At 50.8% G+C, this 16,158-nt stretch carries 17 protein-coding genes; 8 read left to right on the forward strand and 9 right to left on the reverse strand.

From position 1 onward, the window contains the following. Positions 1-79: 79 nt before the first annotated feature. From EDM56_RS29175 to EDM56_RS29195, 5 genes are all read right to left on the reverse strand, one after another. Positions 80-1,225 carry a Ger(x)C family spore germination protein gene (locus EDM56_RS29175; protein ID WP_183192642.1) on the reverse strand — a complete coding sequence of 382 codons (1,146 nt, stop codon included), beginning with the start codon at positions 1,223-1,225 and terminating at the stop codon, positions 80-82. Then, on the reverse strand, positions 1,222-2,313 hold the full coding sequence (locus EDM56_RS29180; protein WP_122921449.1) for a GerAB/ArcD/ProY family transporter: 1,092 nt from the start codon (positions 2,311-2,313) through the stop codon (positions 1,222-1,224). The genes EDM56_RS29175 and EDM56_RS29180 overlap by 4 nt, the downstream gene beginning before the upstream one ends. Further along, on the reverse strand, positions 2,310-3,842 hold the full coding sequence (locus EDM56_RS29185; RefSeq protein ID WP_122921450.1) for a spore germination protein: 1,533 nt from the start codon (positions 3,840-3,842) through the stop codon (positions 2,310-2,312). Before EDM56_RS29185 ends, EDM56_RS29180 begins: the two co-directional genes overlap by 4 nt. Before the next feature lie 171 nt (positions 3,843-4,013). Further along, positions 4,014-5,243 (reverse strand): MFS transporter, encoded by a 1,230-nt coding sequence (locus EDM56_RS29190; protein ID WP_122921451.1) that lies wholly within the window; start codon positions 5,241-5,243, stop codon positions 4,014-4,016. Between the two features lie 147 nt (positions 5,244-5,390). Next, positions 5,391-5,969: a GNAT family N-acetyltransferase gene (locus EDM56_RS29195; protein ID WP_122921452.1), complete on the reverse strand. Its 579-nt coding sequence runs from the start codon at positions 5,967-5,969 to the stop codon at positions 5,391-5,393. Between the two features lie 105 nt (positions 5,970-6,074). Between EDM56_RS29195 and pdxR the strand changes: the two genes are divergently transcribed. After that, the gene (gene pdxR, locus EDM56_RS29200) at positions 6,075-7,487 is read left to right on the forward strand and encodes a MocR-like pyridoxine biosynthesis transcription factor PdxR (RefSeq protein ID WP_122921453.1); all 1,413 of its coding nucleotides are present in this window, start codon (positions 6,075-6,077) and stop codon (positions 7,485-7,487) included. Here the strand turns inward: pdxR and EDM56_RS29205 are convergent. Continuing rightward, complete coding sequence (locus EDM56_RS29205; protein ID WP_122921454.1) at positions 7,484-7,792, reverse strand: hypothetical protein; 309 nt, start codon at positions 7,790-7,792, stop codon at positions 7,484-7,486. The genes pdxR and EDM56_RS29205 overlap by 4 nt on opposite strands. A gap of 351 nt (positions 7,793-8,143) precedes the next feature. Here EDM56_RS29205 and EDM56_RS29210 point away from each other — a divergent pair, with 351 nt between their 5' ends. Beyond that, on the forward strand, positions 8,144-8,344 hold the full coding sequence (locus tag EDM56_RS29210) for a cold-shock protein (protein ID WP_122921455.1): 201 nt from the start codon (positions 8,144-8,146) through the stop codon (positions 8,342-8,344). A gap of 79 nt (positions 8,345-8,423) precedes the next feature. Beyond that, positions 8,424-8,633, forward strand: coding sequence for a cold-shock protein (locus tag EDM56_RS29215; protein WP_122921456.1), 210 nt, complete (start codon positions 8,424-8,426; stop codon positions 8,631-8,633). A gap of 74 nt (positions 8,634-8,707) precedes the next feature. On the opposite strand, the gene EDM56_RS29220 is transcribed toward EDM56_RS29215, so the two are convergent. Beyond that, positions 8,708-9,199 (reverse strand): hypothetical protein, encoded by a 492-nt coding sequence (locus EDM56_RS29220; RefSeq protein WP_122921457.1) that lies wholly within the window; start codon positions 9,197-9,199, stop codon positions 8,708-8,710. A gap of 64 nt (positions 9,200-9,263) precedes the next feature. On the opposite strand from EDM56_RS29220, the gene EDM56_RS29225 reads away from it, so the two are divergent. The 5 genes from EDM56_RS29225 (at position 9,264) to pabB (ending at position 14,550) form a co-directional block, all read left to right on the forward strand. Continuing rightward, positions 9,264-9,461: a YwbE family protein gene (locus EDM56_RS29225; protein WP_122921458.1), complete on the forward strand. Its 198-nt coding sequence runs from the start codon at positions 9,264-9,266 to the stop codon at positions 9,459-9,461. Between the two features lie 111 nt (positions 9,462-9,572). Then, a complete protein-coding gene (locus EDM56_RS29230) occupies positions 9,573-10,901 on the forward strand; it encodes a redoxin domain-containing protein (RefSeq protein ID WP_122921459.1) in 1,329 nt (442 codons plus the stop codon). A gap of 486 nt (positions 10,902-11,387) precedes the next feature. Beyond that, a complete protein-coding gene (locus EDM56_RS29235) occupies positions 11,388-11,939 on the forward strand; it encodes a C40 family peptidase (RefSeq protein ID WP_246009583.1) in 552 nt (183 codons plus the stop codon). A 152-nt stretch (positions 11,940-12,091) separates the two neighbouring features. Then, positions 12,092-12,685 carry a DedA family protein gene (locus tag EDM56_RS29240; protein ID WP_122921500.1) on the forward strand — a complete coding sequence of 198 codons (594 nt, stop codon included), beginning with the start codon at positions 12,092-12,094 and terminating at the stop codon, positions 12,683-12,685. Positions 12,686-12,756: 71 nt separating this feature from the next. After that, positions 12,757-14,550, forward strand: a complete 1,794-nt coding sequence (gene pabB / locus EDM56_RS29245) for an aminodeoxychorismate synthase component I (RefSeq protein ID WP_122921501.1) — start codon at positions 12,757-12,759, stop codon at positions 14,548-14,550. Here the strand turns inward: pabB and EDM56_RS29250 are convergent. Both EDM56_RS29250 and EDM56_RS29255 read right to left on the reverse strand, forming a co-directional pair. Then, entirely contained in the window at positions 14,514-15,170 is a 657-nt protein-coding gene (locus EDM56_RS29250; protein WP_122921460.1) for an HD domain-containing protein, read from the reverse strand. The genes pabB and EDM56_RS29250 overlap by 37 nt on opposite strands. 51 nt (positions 15,171-15,221) lie before the next feature. Then, complete coding sequence (locus tag EDM56_RS29255) at positions 15,222-16,154, reverse strand: response regulator (protein ID WP_122921461.1); 933 nt, start codon at positions 16,152-16,154, stop codon at positions 15,222-15,224. Between the last annotated feature and the right edge of the window lie 4 nt (positions 16,155-16,158).

Below are 16,158 nucleotides of genomic sequence, written 5' to 3' on the forward strand. Positions count from 1 at the left end.
CCGAGAAAATCAGAGACTTGAAGACCGGCCGAACCCATAGGTCGGTCTTCTTTTCGCTTACGTTTATGCCCCGCAGTGCCTATTTTATATTTGCCTTGATCCCCGCATTTTTGAGCGAACCGATACTGATGATGCTGACGGTAGGATTGATGTTCACCTTCGCTTTGGAAAAGGCCAATCCCCAGTCATGTTGCACTTGTTTCCACTCGTTGTAGGAAAATGCACGAGCATAAATGCCGAGCCCGATTGGGTCCAGATGCTGTTTTTGCAGTTTTGTCACAAGCGCGTCCATCTCTTTCTTGATTTGATCAGCAAGCGCCTGTTCCAAACGTTTTTGGTCTTTCAGTGGATTGGCATTGACCAGAACCTCATTGATGACAATCCGGAAATTGAAATGGAGATCAAATTGGAAGTGCCCATCAAGATAAGAGGTTTTATAGGTGAAACGGGTGTAATCGATCAAAAAGCTGATGCTATTCCTGAGCTGTCCCTTTTTCTTGAACAAATGTTGGGGAAGCTCAATGTTCATGGAAACCGGATGTTGGATATCCCGCTGCAAGATCAGCAAGTAGGTGCTTTCTTTTGGATTGAGTGTGTCGGCATAAAAGCCTTTCTTGGTTAACAGGGAAGTGCCCGCGATGTTCAGTCTGTTTTCAATTAATTTCATTTCTGTCAAATACGGTGTGATGCCCTTTTCGTAATATTGATGGTAAAGCGTACGGACAGAGGTAAGGACGGATGACTCGCTTGTATGAGCCGATTGTACTAACTCACGCAAATAAACCGATAAACGCGGCTTATCTGCTACATTTATCGCTATCACTTGTTTAATCGGGGTGTCTACCAAGACAAGATCGGCCTTGAGCGAGCTTTTGGGATCGCGGAACACAACATCCAGCAGCTCAAAAATGCTTTTCTGCTGGAGCAGTTTTTTTGAAAAAATGATGTTTTGTATCTTTCCTGTCGCGACGACACCAATCGCCTCGTCCTCAAGGTGGTCTCTGCCTTCACGGAGGGATTTGGAGTGAACATGCATAATCTCCGTTTTCTTCTTTGCCTCTCTGCTGAATACCGGGGCAGCGGTATAAATATCCAAACTCCCATCTTTCGCCAAATCGATCCCATACGTCAAAAGCAAGGTTATTTCATCCAGCTTCATTTGTCCAAGGCAACCTGACAGCAGTAGCGTAAACGGGAGAAGGATTGCGAGAAGTCGAATGTTCATTTGTTTTGCCTCCAACGTGTTGGATCGATGGCTACGACATACAGCCATAAAAAGACAGGGAAAAAATAAGCCATGATCGTGCCGAATTGAGAGCCCCATTTTTGCAGCTGGCTAACTTGGTGAAACGTAGGGTTAAAGGCGAAGCTCAGTAAAATGAAAGCAACGGTAAGGACGAGAAGCGGTGGGCGATGATCTTGTTTGCGCAGAAGCTGGTTGATGCCCAATACAGCGATGAACAAGTAAGGAATACCGCTGGAAGCGATGACAAACAAATAAAACGCTGAAAAGATGATTTCAATTCGTTCCACAAAAGAAAACTCGAGTGTCTCGAAAAGATTCAGCGTTGGCCAAATATAGGTGACAACCTGGTCAGGGCTGAATCGGATGTAGCAGACCAGCGTGATCAACAGAAAAACCAGCATGGAGATGGTGTTCGCGATAATGATTCCGCGCGTGGCCCGTTCCTTTTTTTGCAAATAAGGGTACAGGATAAAGGCAAACTCGAATCCTAAAAACGACAGGATGGTTTTCGGGACAGCCTTGAAAACGGGCAGCCAGCCTTCCTTCAAGATGGGCAGCAGGTGGATGAGGTGTCCCTGTTTTAACGCAAAGAAAAACAGAAACAGCATCCAGATCATGAAATAGCTGATGAATTCGGCAAAGCGCCCAAGCATCCTGATTCCACTCGCAGCGAGCATGTAAGCGGGAATCGAAAATAACATCACAAGATAATAGTTTGCTGTCTGCGGCAGCACCCAGGTCTGGGTAACATGAACCTCTACAAAAACGGAATTGACGTAGGAGAAGAGTGCAAACAGAATGAACACAAGGGAAAAAGCTGTACCTAGCCATTTACCGAAATAACGGGGAAGGAGGCCAAAGATCGTCTCTTCAGGATTGCGTTTCATGATTTGGATGATCATCACGCTCACTGCCATCGCAATCAGCCAGCCCAGCACAATGGAAATCCAGCCGTCCGTACTTGCTACTTCCGCCAAGTCCGAAGGCATCGTGAGAATCCCGACGCCAATCTGGGACTGCACGATAAAAAACACGTACTGCAAATAAGTGATCTCGTATTTTTTCATTTGGAATCATCTTTTCTACGATTATTGCCCTGCCGAGTGGTTTGCTGGGGGCGATTGGCGACCGGCCGCTTCGTCATCCACTGAATCGGCAAGCGGATGATCGCGTCTTTCCAATCAGAGAAGCGAACGGGCGCAAAGGGACTTCCGTATGGCGTTCCCAACGATTCCAGCGAAATGAGATGGAGGATCAAAACCATCAACCCGACGACAATGCCAACGAGACCGAACATGTACGCGGCAATCATCATAGGAAAGCGGAGGATTCTCACAGCTGCCGACAGGTCGGCATTCGGCAAGATAAAGGAAGCGATTGCGGTTGTCGCTACCACGATGACCATGATGTTGCTGACAATGCCCGCTGATACAGCCGCTTGTCCGATGACGATGCCGCCGACAATACCAACCGTCTGGCCAATTTTGGAAGGCAAGCGCAGTCCGGCCTCTCGCAGCATTTCCAAAGCAAGCTCCATGAGGATCGCCTCCACAAACGGAGGGATCGGCACCCTTTCGCGAGATTCGCCAATCGAAAGGATCAAATCGAGCGGAATAATATCGTAGTGAAACGTGAGCGCTGCAATGTACAGGGCAGGTAAAAAAATTGAGACAAAGAAACCGGCATATCGCATCGCACGGATGAAGGATGCGACGATCCAACGCAGGTTGTAGTCATCGATGCTTTGAAAGAAGGATGACAATGTCACCGGGCCCACCAATACGCCTGGGGAGTGATCAACGACCATCACGATTCGTCCCTGAAGGATTTGGGAGGCAGCCGTATCCGGGCGTTCCGTCGATAAGAACTGGGGAAACGGTGTAATCCGATTGTCAGCGATTAACTCTTCCAATTCCCCTGTCGTAATAATGGCATCAATATTGATATGTTGGATGCGCTCCTCGAGTCTCTTCAACGTTTCCGGATTTACTACATCTTCTAGATACAGCAGCGATACTTTTGTTTTGCTTCGCCAGCCAACGACCATATCTTTTATTTTTAAATCCTGATCGGGAATGAAAAGGCGAAGCAGCGAGATGTTATACCCGCTCGATTCGATGAACCCGAGATGGGAACCTTTTAATGCAGACTCCGTTTGCGGCTCTGTATTGGATCGCTGCGGCCATCCTGGCGTATTGAGTATCAGGCAATAGGGTGCGCCATCGACGAACAGCACGCTTTTCCCAAAGAGGATGGATTCCTTGATGGCTGCCCAGGTGGAGGCAGTTTGTTTCAAGCCTACTGGCAGTTCCAAGTCAGACAGCTCGGTGAACGAATGGGTTTTGAACAACAAAGGATGAAGGATGTTGTTGTTGATGATGTCGTTGTCGACGATCCCATTTAAATAGACCAGCAGGGCAGTGACGTTAATTCCACTGATCACAAAAGTGGAAGTGATCAGGTCGGGTATATCATGAAATATCGTCTGCAGTCTCTGGCGGTTCTCGGACAGATCGGGACTGATGTGCTCATTGTCCCCTCCGTGCAGGAGCTGCTGAATGGCTGATTTGCGAATCCGTTTATAGAAAAGCCTCATCGAGTTATCTCCCGAAAGAAGAGAGTGGTGTCACTATGCTTTTAGATTTTGTAGTTTGCCCGTATTTATTCCAATTGACGGCATTCATGCCAACGTCGCCCTACGAAATAGACGGAAAAGGAAAAAGAAGCATGCTGGTGCAGCGGCATGCTTCTTTCTTTTGGGCTGAACTCACAGCTTGTCGTCAACAGGGACGCGTTTACGCGGCGAGCGAGAGTGTAGCATGCGACCGGCGGCAGCCACGAAGGTTTCCAGGGCGCCGACCGAGGCGAACACCAATTTGGCGCCAATGATGCCGGCCATGCTCGTGCCGATACCTGTGGACAACAAGCTGATTGGTTCGTTCACGGTGCTGAAGATACCGTATACGCGCCCGCGCAGCGATGGTTGGACCGTCTGCTGAATGATCGTGTCGGTTACAATCGTATTCATCGTCGCTGTAATGCCGAAGATGAGCCAAAGCGATACGACCACGTAGAGATTCGTACTAAAAGCGAACACAATCACCAGCATGCCGTCTATCAATAACGTCAGCAGAAACAGCGGCAGTATGCGGATATAGCGAAGGCAGGCGCGAACAAGTAGCGCACCGGCCAATCCGCCCGCGCCAATTGCGGAAAACAGGTAGCCGACAATCGCTTCGGTCTGACCGTAATGACTCAGGTTTTGTTTTACATGGATGAATAGGAGTGTGCCTTGCATTGCAAAAACAAACGTTACCAGCATCGAGACGATTACCAGGTACGTGAGCGCAGCATCCTGCCGGATCGTTTTCCAGCCTACGAGCAATTCTTGCCAACCAGTGGAGGTATCGCTTTCCGATGGTTTGTGAGGTTGCTTTGTTCGCGTAGGCGTGCGTACGAACCAGACGATCATTGTCGCAGCGATTGTCAGAGCGCCGGCAATTAGAAATGCATGGTTGGCTCCCAGCAACGCAATGAGGAAGGCGGCGATCGGCGGCCTTGCGATGAGTGTGATATTGCGCAGCATCGAATCGAAGCTGTTGGCATCGACGAAGTGCACCTCTGCCACCAAGGATGGCTGTAATGCCTTCCTGGCCGGCAGATACATGGCAAAGGCGATCCCATTGAACAGCTCCAGCAAATAAATCTGCCACAGCGCATGGGCAAAGTAGAGGGCGGTTGTGCACAAGCCGCTGGCGAGAAACGAGGTGAGGATGATGGTTTTGCGGTCAAAGCGGTCAGCTAGGATGCCCGCGATGGCACTGCAGGCGATCATCGCGATTGTTTCGAGCATCGTCAGGATGCCGACATGGAACGGATTGTCACTTAGCGACATCACTAGCGAAATCGTGCCGAAATAGGTGATTGTTTTTGCAGTGCTTTCTACATAGACGCCGCTCGTCAGCAAGATAAATGGCTTCGTAAGTCCATTTTTCATGGATATCCCCCAAAATAGCTAGAATGCGCGTACTTCGGGGGAGTGTGCAATCAAGAGAATCATCGTCGGGTCACCTCCTTTTGCAAATGAGTGTTTTTTTATTATGGTAATAAATCTGGAATGTTTTTACAACGACAGAAGGCGCCTCTAGGGCGCCTGCACATATTTCGCGCGGTATTCGTGCTCCAAGATGCTCATGAGGATGGAATCGTGGTACTGGTGGTTGTAGAACAGGGCTTCGCGCTGCAAGCCTTCCTTCACGAATCCCACTTTTTCATAAACATGCTGTGCGCGTGCATTGTAGGAAAAGACGTTCAGTTCGATGCGGTGCAGGTTGAGAATACCGAAGCCGTAATCGAGCATCAGCTTCATCGCTTCCGTGCCGTACCCTTTGCCCTGGAATTGCTCGCTGATGGCAATCCGGATGTTTGAAGTTCGGTTCATGCCGTCGATGTCCTGCAGCGCAATGTCACCGATGACCGTGTCATCCTCGCAGAGTGCGATCAGCAGCAGGACACAGGAAGAGTCTTGCGATTTCCCGTCGATATAGCGTGAGATTTGTTCCTTGGTGAAATGCTTTTGCGTTCCAGTTAAGCGCCTGACCTCCGGGTGATACAAGGTGCGGTAGTACAATTCGCTATCTTCCTGATTGAGCGGGCGCAAATAGACGCGCGCGCCTTCGAGAAAACGCACGGGACGATCTGTTTCGTGTGGCACGTTTGACATAGGGAAAACCTCCTGAATAATGTATCCTTACTATAATGAAATGGTGACTGTTGGAAAATGAGCAGTTTATAATAAATTGAAAGGACAGAAGAGGAGGAGCCAGGCGTGTTGATTGTGCCAGTTTTGGAGGGAGATGATGATACCCCTCATTACGTACAGCTCTATCGATTTTTCAAAACGGAAATCGCCACGGGCCGACTTTCTGAGCAGACGCGGCTGCCTTCTGTCCGTAAGCTTGCCGATTTGCTCTCGCTGAGCACAACACCGGTCGAGACGGCGTATCAGCAGCTGGTGGCGGAAGGCTTTATCGGAAGCAGGCCAAGGCAAGGGTATTTCGTGCAAAAGATGCCCGAGCCTTATGCGCAATTGGGCAAAGGTAAGCCGGAAGCGGTAACAGCGCCTCCACTGCTGCCAAAAGGCGCGTACGAATATAACTTCCATTTGTCCAAAAATGATTTCAGCGTGTTTCCGTTCCAGACGTGGAGGCGGCTTGTGAATCAAACAATCCAGCGGGAGCAGCAGGACCTGCTGTTTTATGGCGATCCCCAGGGGGAAAGCGGACTGCGGCAGGAGCTTGCCCGCTATTTGCGCCAGTTTCGCGGAGTCGAGTGCGTCCCTGATCAGATCGTCATCGCCGCCGATCAATATGTGCTGCTGTCGTTTTTGTCGTTGCTGCTCAAGGAGGAGCACGCTCGAATCGGCATCGAAAATCCCAGCTATCCGCTGCACCGCTCCACCTTTGCCCATCATGGACTGGAGGTGGTGCCGATATCGCTTGAAGATGACGGCATCTCAATCGAGGAGCTGTATCAAAAAGGAGTGCGGGTCGCTTGCGTCTCTCCTTCCCACCAATACCCAAGAGGGATGATCATGCCGATTTCCCAACGATTGAAGCTGTTGGAGTGGGCGAAGGAAACAGCGGGACTGATCATCGAGGATGATTATGACGGAGAATTCCGCTATCATGGCAGGCCAATTCCGTCTTTGCAGGGGCTTGTGCCGGATGCACCGGTCGTTTATCTCGGGGGATTCGGGCAGGTGGTAGCGCCGGCGATGTGCATCTGCTACATGGTGCTGCCGCGCTTTTTACTGGAGCGGTATCGGCTGCTGTATCGCCAGCTTTTGTTCGAGCAGTCCTCGTCACCGTTGAATCAGAAAGTAATGCAGCTGTTCATGGAGAAAGGGCATTTTGAAAAGCATGTCCGCAAAATGCGGAATGTGTACCGGAAAAAACACGATGTGCTCATCGCAGCGATCCAGAAGCATTTGGGAGAGAGGGTGGAAATCATCGGGAGGGACGCGGGGTTCCATCTGCTGCTTCGAGCCAAAAGCCCGCGCACAGAAGCTGACTTGCTGGGCAGCGCAAGGCAGGCGGGCATCAACCTCGCCTCCGCGGCGTACACCTGGTTTGGACCCAATCAGGAGGAACGCAAAGAATTCCTGATCGGGTTCGGTGGAATTGATACGGATAAAATTGAGCCCGGAATCAAGCTTCTTCGGGAGGTATGGTTCGATTAAGGCTTTTGCACTGGGCGTTTCTCGATTTCTTCACTTACGACAAAAGCCAGATCGTCATTGCCGAAAATAGACAGCACGCCCAGCAGGGTGGCGTCAGGGATTTCTTCCGATTCTTCAATCGGCACGGTGAGCTCTGTCATTTGCTTCAACAGCGGGTTTACGTGTTGGGTAGGATAGGCTCTGCAATAGAGCTCCTGCGGGTCGAGCCCGTTGTTGACACACCATTGTGCGAAAATCAGGATCATCATGCCTTCATCGCGCTGATAATTTTGAATCACCTGTTCTTCCATTTCTTTTTTGTTCATCTGAATGCTCCTTTGTTTTTGGCCAACAGACCTGTGTCTCCTATTGTAGGGAAGGATAGGGACTCCGGCAAGAAAAGAAAGGCAGTGGAGCGTATGGGCAAAATTAGGAACACCCCGCTGTAACGGCGGTGAAAGCGGCTGAGAATCGCGTCTGCTGCCAGTTTTCGGTAGAGGGTCACGCCAACTTGCTTTTCACTTCCAGCTGTGGTAAAGTTCAACTATAGCCAACGCTTTGATTCACATATTGTAAAGGGTTGACATTAGATCGGATTGTACCTTTTACAATATGTGAATTTTATTTTCATGGAATAAAATGATCATGTTACATTAAAATGTTGGAGGTATTTGTTCATGCAAACAGGTACAGTTAAATGGTTCAATGCTGAAAAAGGTTTCGGTTTCATCGAAGTTGAAGGCGGCAGCGACGTATTCGTACACTTCTCCGCTATCAAAGGCGACGGTTTCAAAACTTTGGATGAAGGCCAACGCGTTCAATTTGACGTAGTTCAAGGCAACCGCGGCCCACAAGCTGAAAACGTAACAAAACTGTAAGACAAAAACCAAGCTGCCCGATACAAGCAAGTAAAGGGCAGTTCTTCTTTTGGTCAGACATAATCAAAGGGGGGTCTTCATGTTTAATGGTAAGAAGTCGATAGAGGAAGTTCCGAAGGAAAATACGCCGATCTGGTCTTGCACGAAAGAGGGTTGTAACGGTTGGATGCGTGCTAATTTTACATTCGAGCATCTGCCGGCTTGCCCATTGTGTGCGTCCCCGATGGTTAGTGACAGCAAAATGCTGGCGCCGCTCACCAACTATAACCCGATTCAAAAACAGGAATAGTCGACGGCAGCTAGAACAAATAAGACCGCAATCCGAATGAACATCGGATACGCGGTCTTTTTCCTTAGTTTTTCTTATTCCACGTGGCGGAAGCCTTCCTCATGCAAATAAAGCGCGGCTTCCTTATACGATTCGAATGCGGATTCAAGATGAGCGCCGTCATACAGATTCCACAGCTCGTTTTCACGGACCAACAGGAGAGTGTGGCCTTCCTTGTTGCGCCATGTCTCTTCTTGCGGCTCTTCCGCATCCGCTCCCCCCACTTCTTTCGCAGGCGGCACATAAGGCGGCTGGGAGAGCATGTGGATCACTTTTTCAATCAAGGTGCGCAGGTCATCGGCGGAGTAGTCGCGGATGTTGACCATGCCTTTGTCGTCCTTTTGATACCCTTTCAAGTGGCCGGCGTAAACGAAGCCGTTGCCGTTCGGGTGAAGATGGTAGACGACATTCTTTTTCTCATGGAGACTCTCTTCATATTGATAATTCAACCGGCCCAGTGATACCTTCTTTTCCTGCAATTCCGGGAATGAAGCGATGATCGCTTGTTTTTCTTCGAATGTAAGCATGGATTCCTCCGTAACGATTATGGTGGTGATTCCTTTATTATACCATAGCAGGGAGTGCGAACACATGAATGGACAAAATCGCAATGACATCAAGCCAGGGCTCTCGGTTAGCATTGTGCTGAAGCAGGACCAGCGTACGGGAAAGCTGACGCGCGGCATCGTCAAGGACATCCTAACCAATTCGAGCACACACCCCCATGGCATCAAAGTGAGGCTTACGGATGGACAAGTAGGGCGGGTGAAGGAGATTCATCCCTCCTGACAGCCTGATGCGTCCCCGTTGCACAACCCTTCAGCTCTGGACGAACAGAGGAAGGAATAGTACCATCAAGACAAGCGTAAATACGATGAGACTGCAACAGGGGTGTTCCGCATGGCCAAAAAAGGTTTGACGATCGGGAAATTAGCAGCTCCCTTTCGCCTGGATTCAACGCAAGGCATCAAAACGCTGGAGGAATACAAGGGCAAACCGCTCGTGATCGTGTTTCTGCGCGGGACATGGTGCCCGAACTGCCGCAAGCAAATGCCTGAATTAAACGAGTATTACGAAAGGTTTTTGCAAAAAGGGATCAATCTGATCGCAATTGTCGGCCAGAAGCTGGCCAATGTGAAAAGCTATGTGGAAGAAAACGGGATCAAGTTCCCGATCCTTTCCGACGAAACACGGGACGTCATCAAAGCCTACGAAGTGTTTACGCCGATCAAATGGGACTCTTTCCGCATCGCGATCCCGAGTACATACATCATCGATGAAAACCAGGTTATCCGGTATTCCTATATCGGGGAGAATCAGGCGGACCGGCCGTCAGCGTCCGAGATTTTGGAGATCATCGATTCGTTGTCAGTTGCGACCTCTTCGGTCAATACGGTGGAGGACGAGCTGCCCGTCTTTTTGACCAACATGCAGTCCACCCTCCAGGACGTGAGCCAATCGGCGACGTTCGTCTCGAACAGCGTCGAAAACAACCTGAGCAATATCGAAGGGCTGAAGGCTACCTCGCTAGACAACTACGAGCGGCTCGAGGAATTCGTCGGCGCCTATCACAGCAAGTTCCAAGAGCTGAATCAATACAGCCAGCAGCTCGCCGCGACATCGAAGGAATTCACGGACATTCAGCAAAAAAACGATCAGATGAGCCAAAACATCCAGGCGACCCGCGTCTTGATGGAAGAGCTGATCACGATGACCAATGTCGTGAACGAAATGAGCCGAACGATCTCCGCCATCTCGAACCAGACCAAAATTCTCGCCTTGAATGCATCGATCGAAGCTGCCCGCGCCGGAGAGCACGGCAAAGGTTTTGCAGTAGTGGCGCAGGAAGTCACCAAGCTGGCAAATGGGACGGAGCAATCCGCAGGCAATATTACGGCACAGCTGAAAGCAATCGACGAAACGATCAACCGTAGCTTCGCGTCGTTCACATCGTTTGAAGAGACGATGAACACGGTGCGGGACAACATCACGACCAACTCCACAAGCATCCTGACCATCGCCGACGGCGTCAAGCAAGTCGCCCACGACACCCTGCAGCTCGGCAACGAACTGGACGACATCAAAGAAAGCCAACAAAAAGCGCAGGTCCACCTACAAAACATCCAGGAAGTCGAAAGAAGCATCAAACAGGAAATGACTGAAATCGTCAACGACATGCGTTTAAACATGGAGCAGTTGCAAGTGATTAAAGAAAAGACGAGAAAATAAAAGCAACGAAAAAACCCTCTCCCGACGAACGAAGGAGAGGATTTTTTATTATGGAGACCCCAAAGCAATACCATCCGAATCTTTCCATCCCCTCCCGTTCTTTTTCTGAGAGAAGGGGAAACCCAGGGATTTTGGCAAGAAAGCGGAGCGGAAGCTTTAGACATGCCAGCCAGGTCCGACGAAAAAACGGGAAACGCTTTGCGCCACATCTACTTCCTGAGATACACCCGCCGCGCAGCGTGTGGCTTTGGGGCGCAGTTTCCCGTTTTTTTGCCGGGCCGTTCTCCCCGACCCCAGTAGGCATGGCTACGCTTACGCGTAGCTTTCTTGCCAAAATCCCCTCGTTTCCACCAACCATACTCATTCTCATATTTCTATCAGAAAATTCTTATCCATCCCTCATCTTTCTATCAGTGTGTTCTCAGATTTCCCAAGTAAGATAAACACTGTAAGAAACACCTGATAACTTCCAAGGAGGATGAAAATATGAAAAAACCAGGATGGAAAATGGGATCGGTCTTTGCGCTGCTGATGTGTACATCATTAGCTTTTGGTGGACAAGCTAATGCAGCATCGCTTGATTCCGTTAAGTCCGGGGCAGATGCCTCCGTAAGCGTGACTGCGGCGAAAAGCAGCGCAGGTGCCAAAGTAATCAAAGCTGGCGAAAAATACATGGGAACACCCTATAAATATGCTTCGAGCCGTTCGGACAAAAGCACGATGGATTGCTCCGAATTCACCATGTGGGCATTCCGCGAGGGTGCTGGAATCGATTTGGGAAGAGGGGGCGCCCGTTCCCAATACAAAAAAGTGAAGCACATCTCCCGCAGCCAACTGAAGGTGGGGGACCTGATCTTCTTCTCGACGAGAGCAACGATGAAATATAACAAAAACTCGATCAATCGAATTGGGCACGTCGGCATTTATGCTGGAAACAACAAGATTTTGCACACCTACGGCCAAGGCGGCGTTCGTTACAGCACACTGACCGGCTGGTGGGATCAGCACTTTGTTGCAGCGGGGCGCGTTTTGAATTAAACTAGTTGTGTCAGGTATTCTTGGGGAATATAAATAGATGAAATAGCAACACCCTTCTTCAGAACAAGAGGCTGATGAAGGGTGTTTTTTCGACGTATACTTGGCGCCCCGGCGCATGGCCTGTTGAAAAAATGCGAGGAACGGTGATAATGATGGAACATCATCTTAGCGGACTGATCACCCACTACGGGTATGTAGGCATTTTAATCGCACTCTCCCTCGGGATTGTCGGGCTGCCGATCCCCGACGAGACGCTCTTGACGTATGCGGGCTTTGCAGCATACCAGGGGACATTGAGCTTACCGCTTGTCATCTTGTTCTCCTTCTTCGGATCGGCGTCTGGCATTACTGTCAGCTATGCCATCGGGTACAAGCTGGGGCTGCCTTTTCTAAAAAAATTCGGTCCGAAAATACATATCACGGAAGAAAAAATCAATAGCACCCACCGGATGTTCGAGCGGTATGGAAACATCCTGTTGATCATTGGGTTTTATATTCCTGGCGTACGCCATTTGACGGCCTATGTGGCTGCGATTTCCCAAATGGATTTCCGTAAATTCATGGTGTTCGCCTATACCGGCGCATTTATCTGGACAATGACCTTCGTTTTGCTAGGGTATTTTTTGGGGGAGCGCTGGGTTCTTGTGCACCACGGTATAAAAAAGTATGGCGTGTACGTGCTGATCGCCTTTTTGTTGATCGTAGCAGGCGTGTGGCTGTATCGGCAGCGGAAAAAAGCCGTGTAGCAGCGCGGCTCTTGCCATCTCCCGCTTGTCTATGTCACGATTAGGGCAGTAAGGAAGCTGGAGGTATGTTCATGATAACACCAGAGGAGTTGTCGGAATCCGCGCAAATGCTGATGCAGCTTGATTTTCACGACGCGGACGGCAAACCCAGACCGATGGTTTTTCGCAATCCGGTCAAAATTCTCGTCGCCAATCAGGTGGATGAGGTAAAACCATTATTGAAGGAGCTTCAGCAGGGCGTGGAAGCGGGGCTTTATGCGGCGGGATATTTGTCGTATGAGGCGGCACCCGCGTTCGACCCTGCTTTTCGCGTGCACTGCGATTATGCGATGCCGCTTGCTTGGTTCGGCTTGTTTGACAAGCCTGAGGAGCCTGCCGCAGCGGATGCGGAGCAACAGGGCTCCTATCAGATGTCCGATTGGCAGCCGACCGTGGACCGGGAGCGCTACAAGGCATGCATCACGGCGATTCGGGAGGCGATCGCCAGAGGCGAAACGTACCAGACGAACTACACGATTCGGCTGCGCGGCAGCTTTTCCGGCGATGCGCAGTCCTTTTACCACGATTTGCGCAAACGCCAGCACGGGCATTATTCGGCATATTTGCAGGTGGGACGCTATCGGATCTTATCGGCGTCGCCCGAGCTGTTTTTCCGTTGGCAGGGGAACACGCTTACGACCAAGCCGATGAAAGGGACGGTCAAGCGGGGGCGGTTCGTAGCGGAAGATCGGGCGAATGCGGAGTGGCTGGCCCAATCGGAAAAAAACAAGGCGGAAAACGTGATGATCGTCGACCTCCTGCGCAACGATCTGGGCACCATTGCAGAAATTGGCTCGGTGCACGTACCACGTTTGTTCGAGATCGAACGGTATCGCACCGTATATCAAATGACCTCGACAGTCGAGGCGACGACACGTGATGAGACGACGATTGAGGAAGTGTTTACGGCGCTCTTTCCGTGCGGCTCGATAACCGGAGCACCGAAGGTAAGTACGATGAAGCTGATTGAGCAGCTGGAGGATTCGCCGCGCGAAGTGTACTGCGGTACCATCGGTTACATCACACCGCAAAAAGAAGCGGTATTCAACGTGGCGATACGCACCGTTTTGATCGATGCAAAGACGGGGGCGGCCGAATACGGTGTCGGCGGAGGAATCACCTGGGATTCGCAAGCAGAGGATGAATATGATGAGGTGGTCGCCAAATCGGCGATTTTGACTACGGATATGCCGTCATTCAGCCTGTTGGAAACGATGAAGTTGGTAGGCGGGGAGTACGATCTGCTTGATTGGCATCTCGAGCGCCTGCAAGAGTCTGCCGCCTATTTCGGCATTCCGCTCGATCGGGTACAGCTGGATGCAGAGCTTCAAGCGTATGCGCGCAAGACGAACGAGAACATGCGCGTCCGGCTACTGGTTTCGCAGCAAGGGACAATTGCGCTCGAGGGCGTGCCGCTTGCTGAGCAGCCGATCGTGCCGCAGTCATTTGCGGTCGCAAGCCGCCCCATTGCTTCCGCCAATCCGTTTTTCTACCATAAGACGACCGAACGCTCCATCTATCAGGTACATAAAAACGAGTATCCCGATGCTTTCGATGTGCTTCTATGGAATGAGAGAGGGGAGCTAACGGAATTTACCATCGGCAATCTCGTCGTAGAGATCGACGGGGAGAAGCTTACGCCGCCGATCACGTCCGGCTTGCTTGCCGGAACACTGCGTGCGGAGCTTTTGGCGCAAGGGGCGATTGCCGAGCGCGTGCTGACGATGGATGACCTTACCCGTGCGACACAGGTGTGGCTGATCAACAGCGTGCGCGGCTGGGTGCCGGTCTACCGGATGGATGATTTGCCTTCCCATTCAGCGTAAAAGTGGTCGAGGTATGCCAGCATGAAAGCGTGGCGCTCCCAAGCCAGCTGTTTACCGTAGTCGGTATTCATCAAGTCTTTAAGCTTGAGCAGCTTTTCATAAAAATGGTTGATCGCCGTGTCATTGCCGCTGCGGTATTCTTCCTGCGTCATCTGCTCGCGCACAGGCAGTGCGGGATCATGCATGGCACGGCCTTTTGCGCCGGAATAGGCGAACACGCGGGCGATGCCGATTGCGCCGATCGCATCGAGGCGGTCGGCGTCCTGCACGATTTTGCCTTCGAGCGTGCGCATGGGCGGGCGATTTCCGCCTTTGAACGACATCGTGGAGATAATCTCGACGATGTGGGCGGAGGTTTCCAGCGGTACCTGCTGATCAGCCAGCCAGTTTTTGACCAGAGCCAGTCCGATTTCTTCGGATTGGCTTATTTTTTCATCGGCTACATCGTGCAGCAGCGCGGCCAGCTCGCAGACGAACGAATCAGCTTGCTCCATGGCGGCAATTGTTTTCGCCGTACGGGACACGCGGTAAATATGCCAACAGTCATGGCCGCTGCTATCGTTTTTCAGGATGTCCTTGACGAAGCGTTCAGCCTCTGTGAGAATGTGATCTTTGTCCATAAAAGGTGTCTCCGTTCTTGATTAAGGTTGAATGGCAGGGGAGTCGCAGGGCTATGTTTCCGACTGAATTCGCTTCGCCTCGGAATAGAGTGCCTGGATGAACTTTTTCATGTTGATCCGGATATCCGAGGTCGAGGACGAGCCGCCATTTTTTAGCTCGGTCATCTTCTTCCATACATAGGTGAATTCAAAAAACTGCGATGCGTAATTTTCGAACTTCCAATTCGTCAGATCGCTGAGGCCGAGTGAAGCCAAGTGGGTGAGCGACTGATAGATCACCCGCCGTACCCGCTGCTCGGACGCCTTCACTACTTTCGTCACGTTCGGGTCATCCGGCGATGCGTCCAGCCGCGCATGAGCGATATGCTCGAACATGTCCTTGAGGGCGGGAAAGCCGTTCTTGAATGTGTGCCGCTGCTCATACTCATGCAGGTAGTCCACAATGTCCAAAAGATCGTTGCTCCCACTGTCGCCTGCAATTCCTAATTCGGTTAAAACAAATTGTCCTGCATCCCGCAGCCCTTTCTTGGCAGGCGAGAGGGACTGATGCAGCGGGGATTGATCATGCTGGAGCACCGGGAAGAGCGACTTGTGTATGTCTTGAATCGATTTTTCCAAGCGGGCTTTCTCGATCACTTTTTGGATGATCGACACTACCTCGATGCGATTCACAGGCTTGATAATGTAATATTCGCTGCCGAGCGAATAGGCCTGTGCGATCAGTTCTTTCGTTTCCACCTGCGAGATCATGATGATCTTTCCTTTAAAGGACGGTTTCAGCGAGCGGATGGTTTCGATGCCGTCACGCTGCGGCATCAGCAAGTCGATGAGCAAGATATCGACGTTGCGCATCGTCAACATCGGCCCGTCGATCATGGAACCGTCACAGGCTTCGCCCACGACCTCCCCCAAATCACAGTCTTCGATGATTTCTGTCAGCATCATCCGAACGACTTCATCGTCATCCACGACAAAAAATCGCATCGTC

Origin of the sequence: Brevibacillus fluminis, assembly GCF_003710825.1 — a bacterium.
Classification (GTDB): Bacteria; Bacillota; Bacilli; order Brevibacillales; family Brevibacillaceae; genus Brevibacillus_D; species Brevibacillus_D fluminis.

Bases quoted from the DNA above. Each gene is read 5' to 3' on its own strand.
- EDM56_RS29250 (WP_122921460.1), bottom strand. From the start codon at position 15,170: ATGGACAAAGATCACATTCTCACAGAGGCTGAACGCTTCGTCAAGGAC.
- EDM56_RS29225 (WP_122921458.1), top strand. From the start codon at position 9,264: ATGAATGGACAAAATCGCAATGACATCAAGCCAGGGCTCTCGGTTAGC.
- EDM56_RS29180 (WP_122921449.1), bottom strand. From the start codon at position 2,313: ATGAAAAAATACGAGATCACTTATTTGCAGTACGTGTTTTTTATCGTG.
- EDM56_RS29190 (WP_122921451.1), bottom strand. From the start codon at position 5,243: ATGAAAAATGGACTTACGAAGCCATTTATCTTGCTGACGAGCGGCGTC.
- EDM56_RS29255 (WP_122921461.1), bottom strand. From the start codon at position 16,154: ATGCGATTTTTTGTCGTGGATGACGATGAAGTCGTTCGGATGATGCTG.
- EDM56_RS29210 (WP_122921455.1), top strand. From the start codon at position 8,144: ATGCAAACAGGTACAGTTAAATGGTTCAATGCTGAAAAAGGTTTCGGT.
- pabB (WP_122921501.1), top strand. From the start codon at position 12,757: ATGATAACACCAGAGGAGTTGTCGGAATCCGCGCAAATGCTGATGCAG.
- EDM56_RS29175 (WP_183192642.1), bottom strand. From the start codon at position 1,225: ATGAACATTCGACTTCTCGCAATCCTTCTCCCGTTTACGCTACTGCTG.
- EDM56_RS29185 (WP_122921450.1), bottom strand. From the start codon at position 3,842: ATGAGGCTTTTCTATAAACGGATTCGCAAATCAGCCATTCAGCAGCTC.
- EDM56_RS29230 (WP_122921459.1), top strand. From the start codon at position 9,573: ATGGCCAAAAAAGGTTTGACGATCGGGAAATTAGCAGCTCCCTTTCGC.
- EDM56_RS29240 (WP_122921500.1), top strand. From the start codon at position 12,092: ATGGAACATCATCTTAGCGGACTGATCACCCACTACGGGTATGTAGGC.
- EDM56_RS29220 (WP_122921457.1), bottom strand. From the start codon at position 9,199: ATGCTTACATTCGAAGAAAAACAAGCGATCATCGCTTCATTCCCGGAA.
- EDM56_RS29195 (WP_122921452.1), bottom strand. From the start codon at position 5,969: ATGTCAAACGTGCCACACGAAACAGATCGTCCCGTGCGTTTTCTCGAA.
- EDM56_RS29215 (WP_122921456.1), top strand. From the start codon at position 8,424: ATGTTTAATGGTAAGAAGTCGATAGAGGAAGTTCCGAAGGAAAATACG.
- EDM56_RS29205 (WP_122921454.1), bottom strand. From the start codon at position 7,792: ATGAACAAAAAAGAAATGGAAGAACAGGTGATTCAAAATTATCAGCGC.
- EDM56_RS29235 (WP_246009583.1), top strand. From the start codon at position 11,388: ATGAAAAAACCAGGATGGAAAATGGGATCGGTCTTTGCGCTGCTGATG.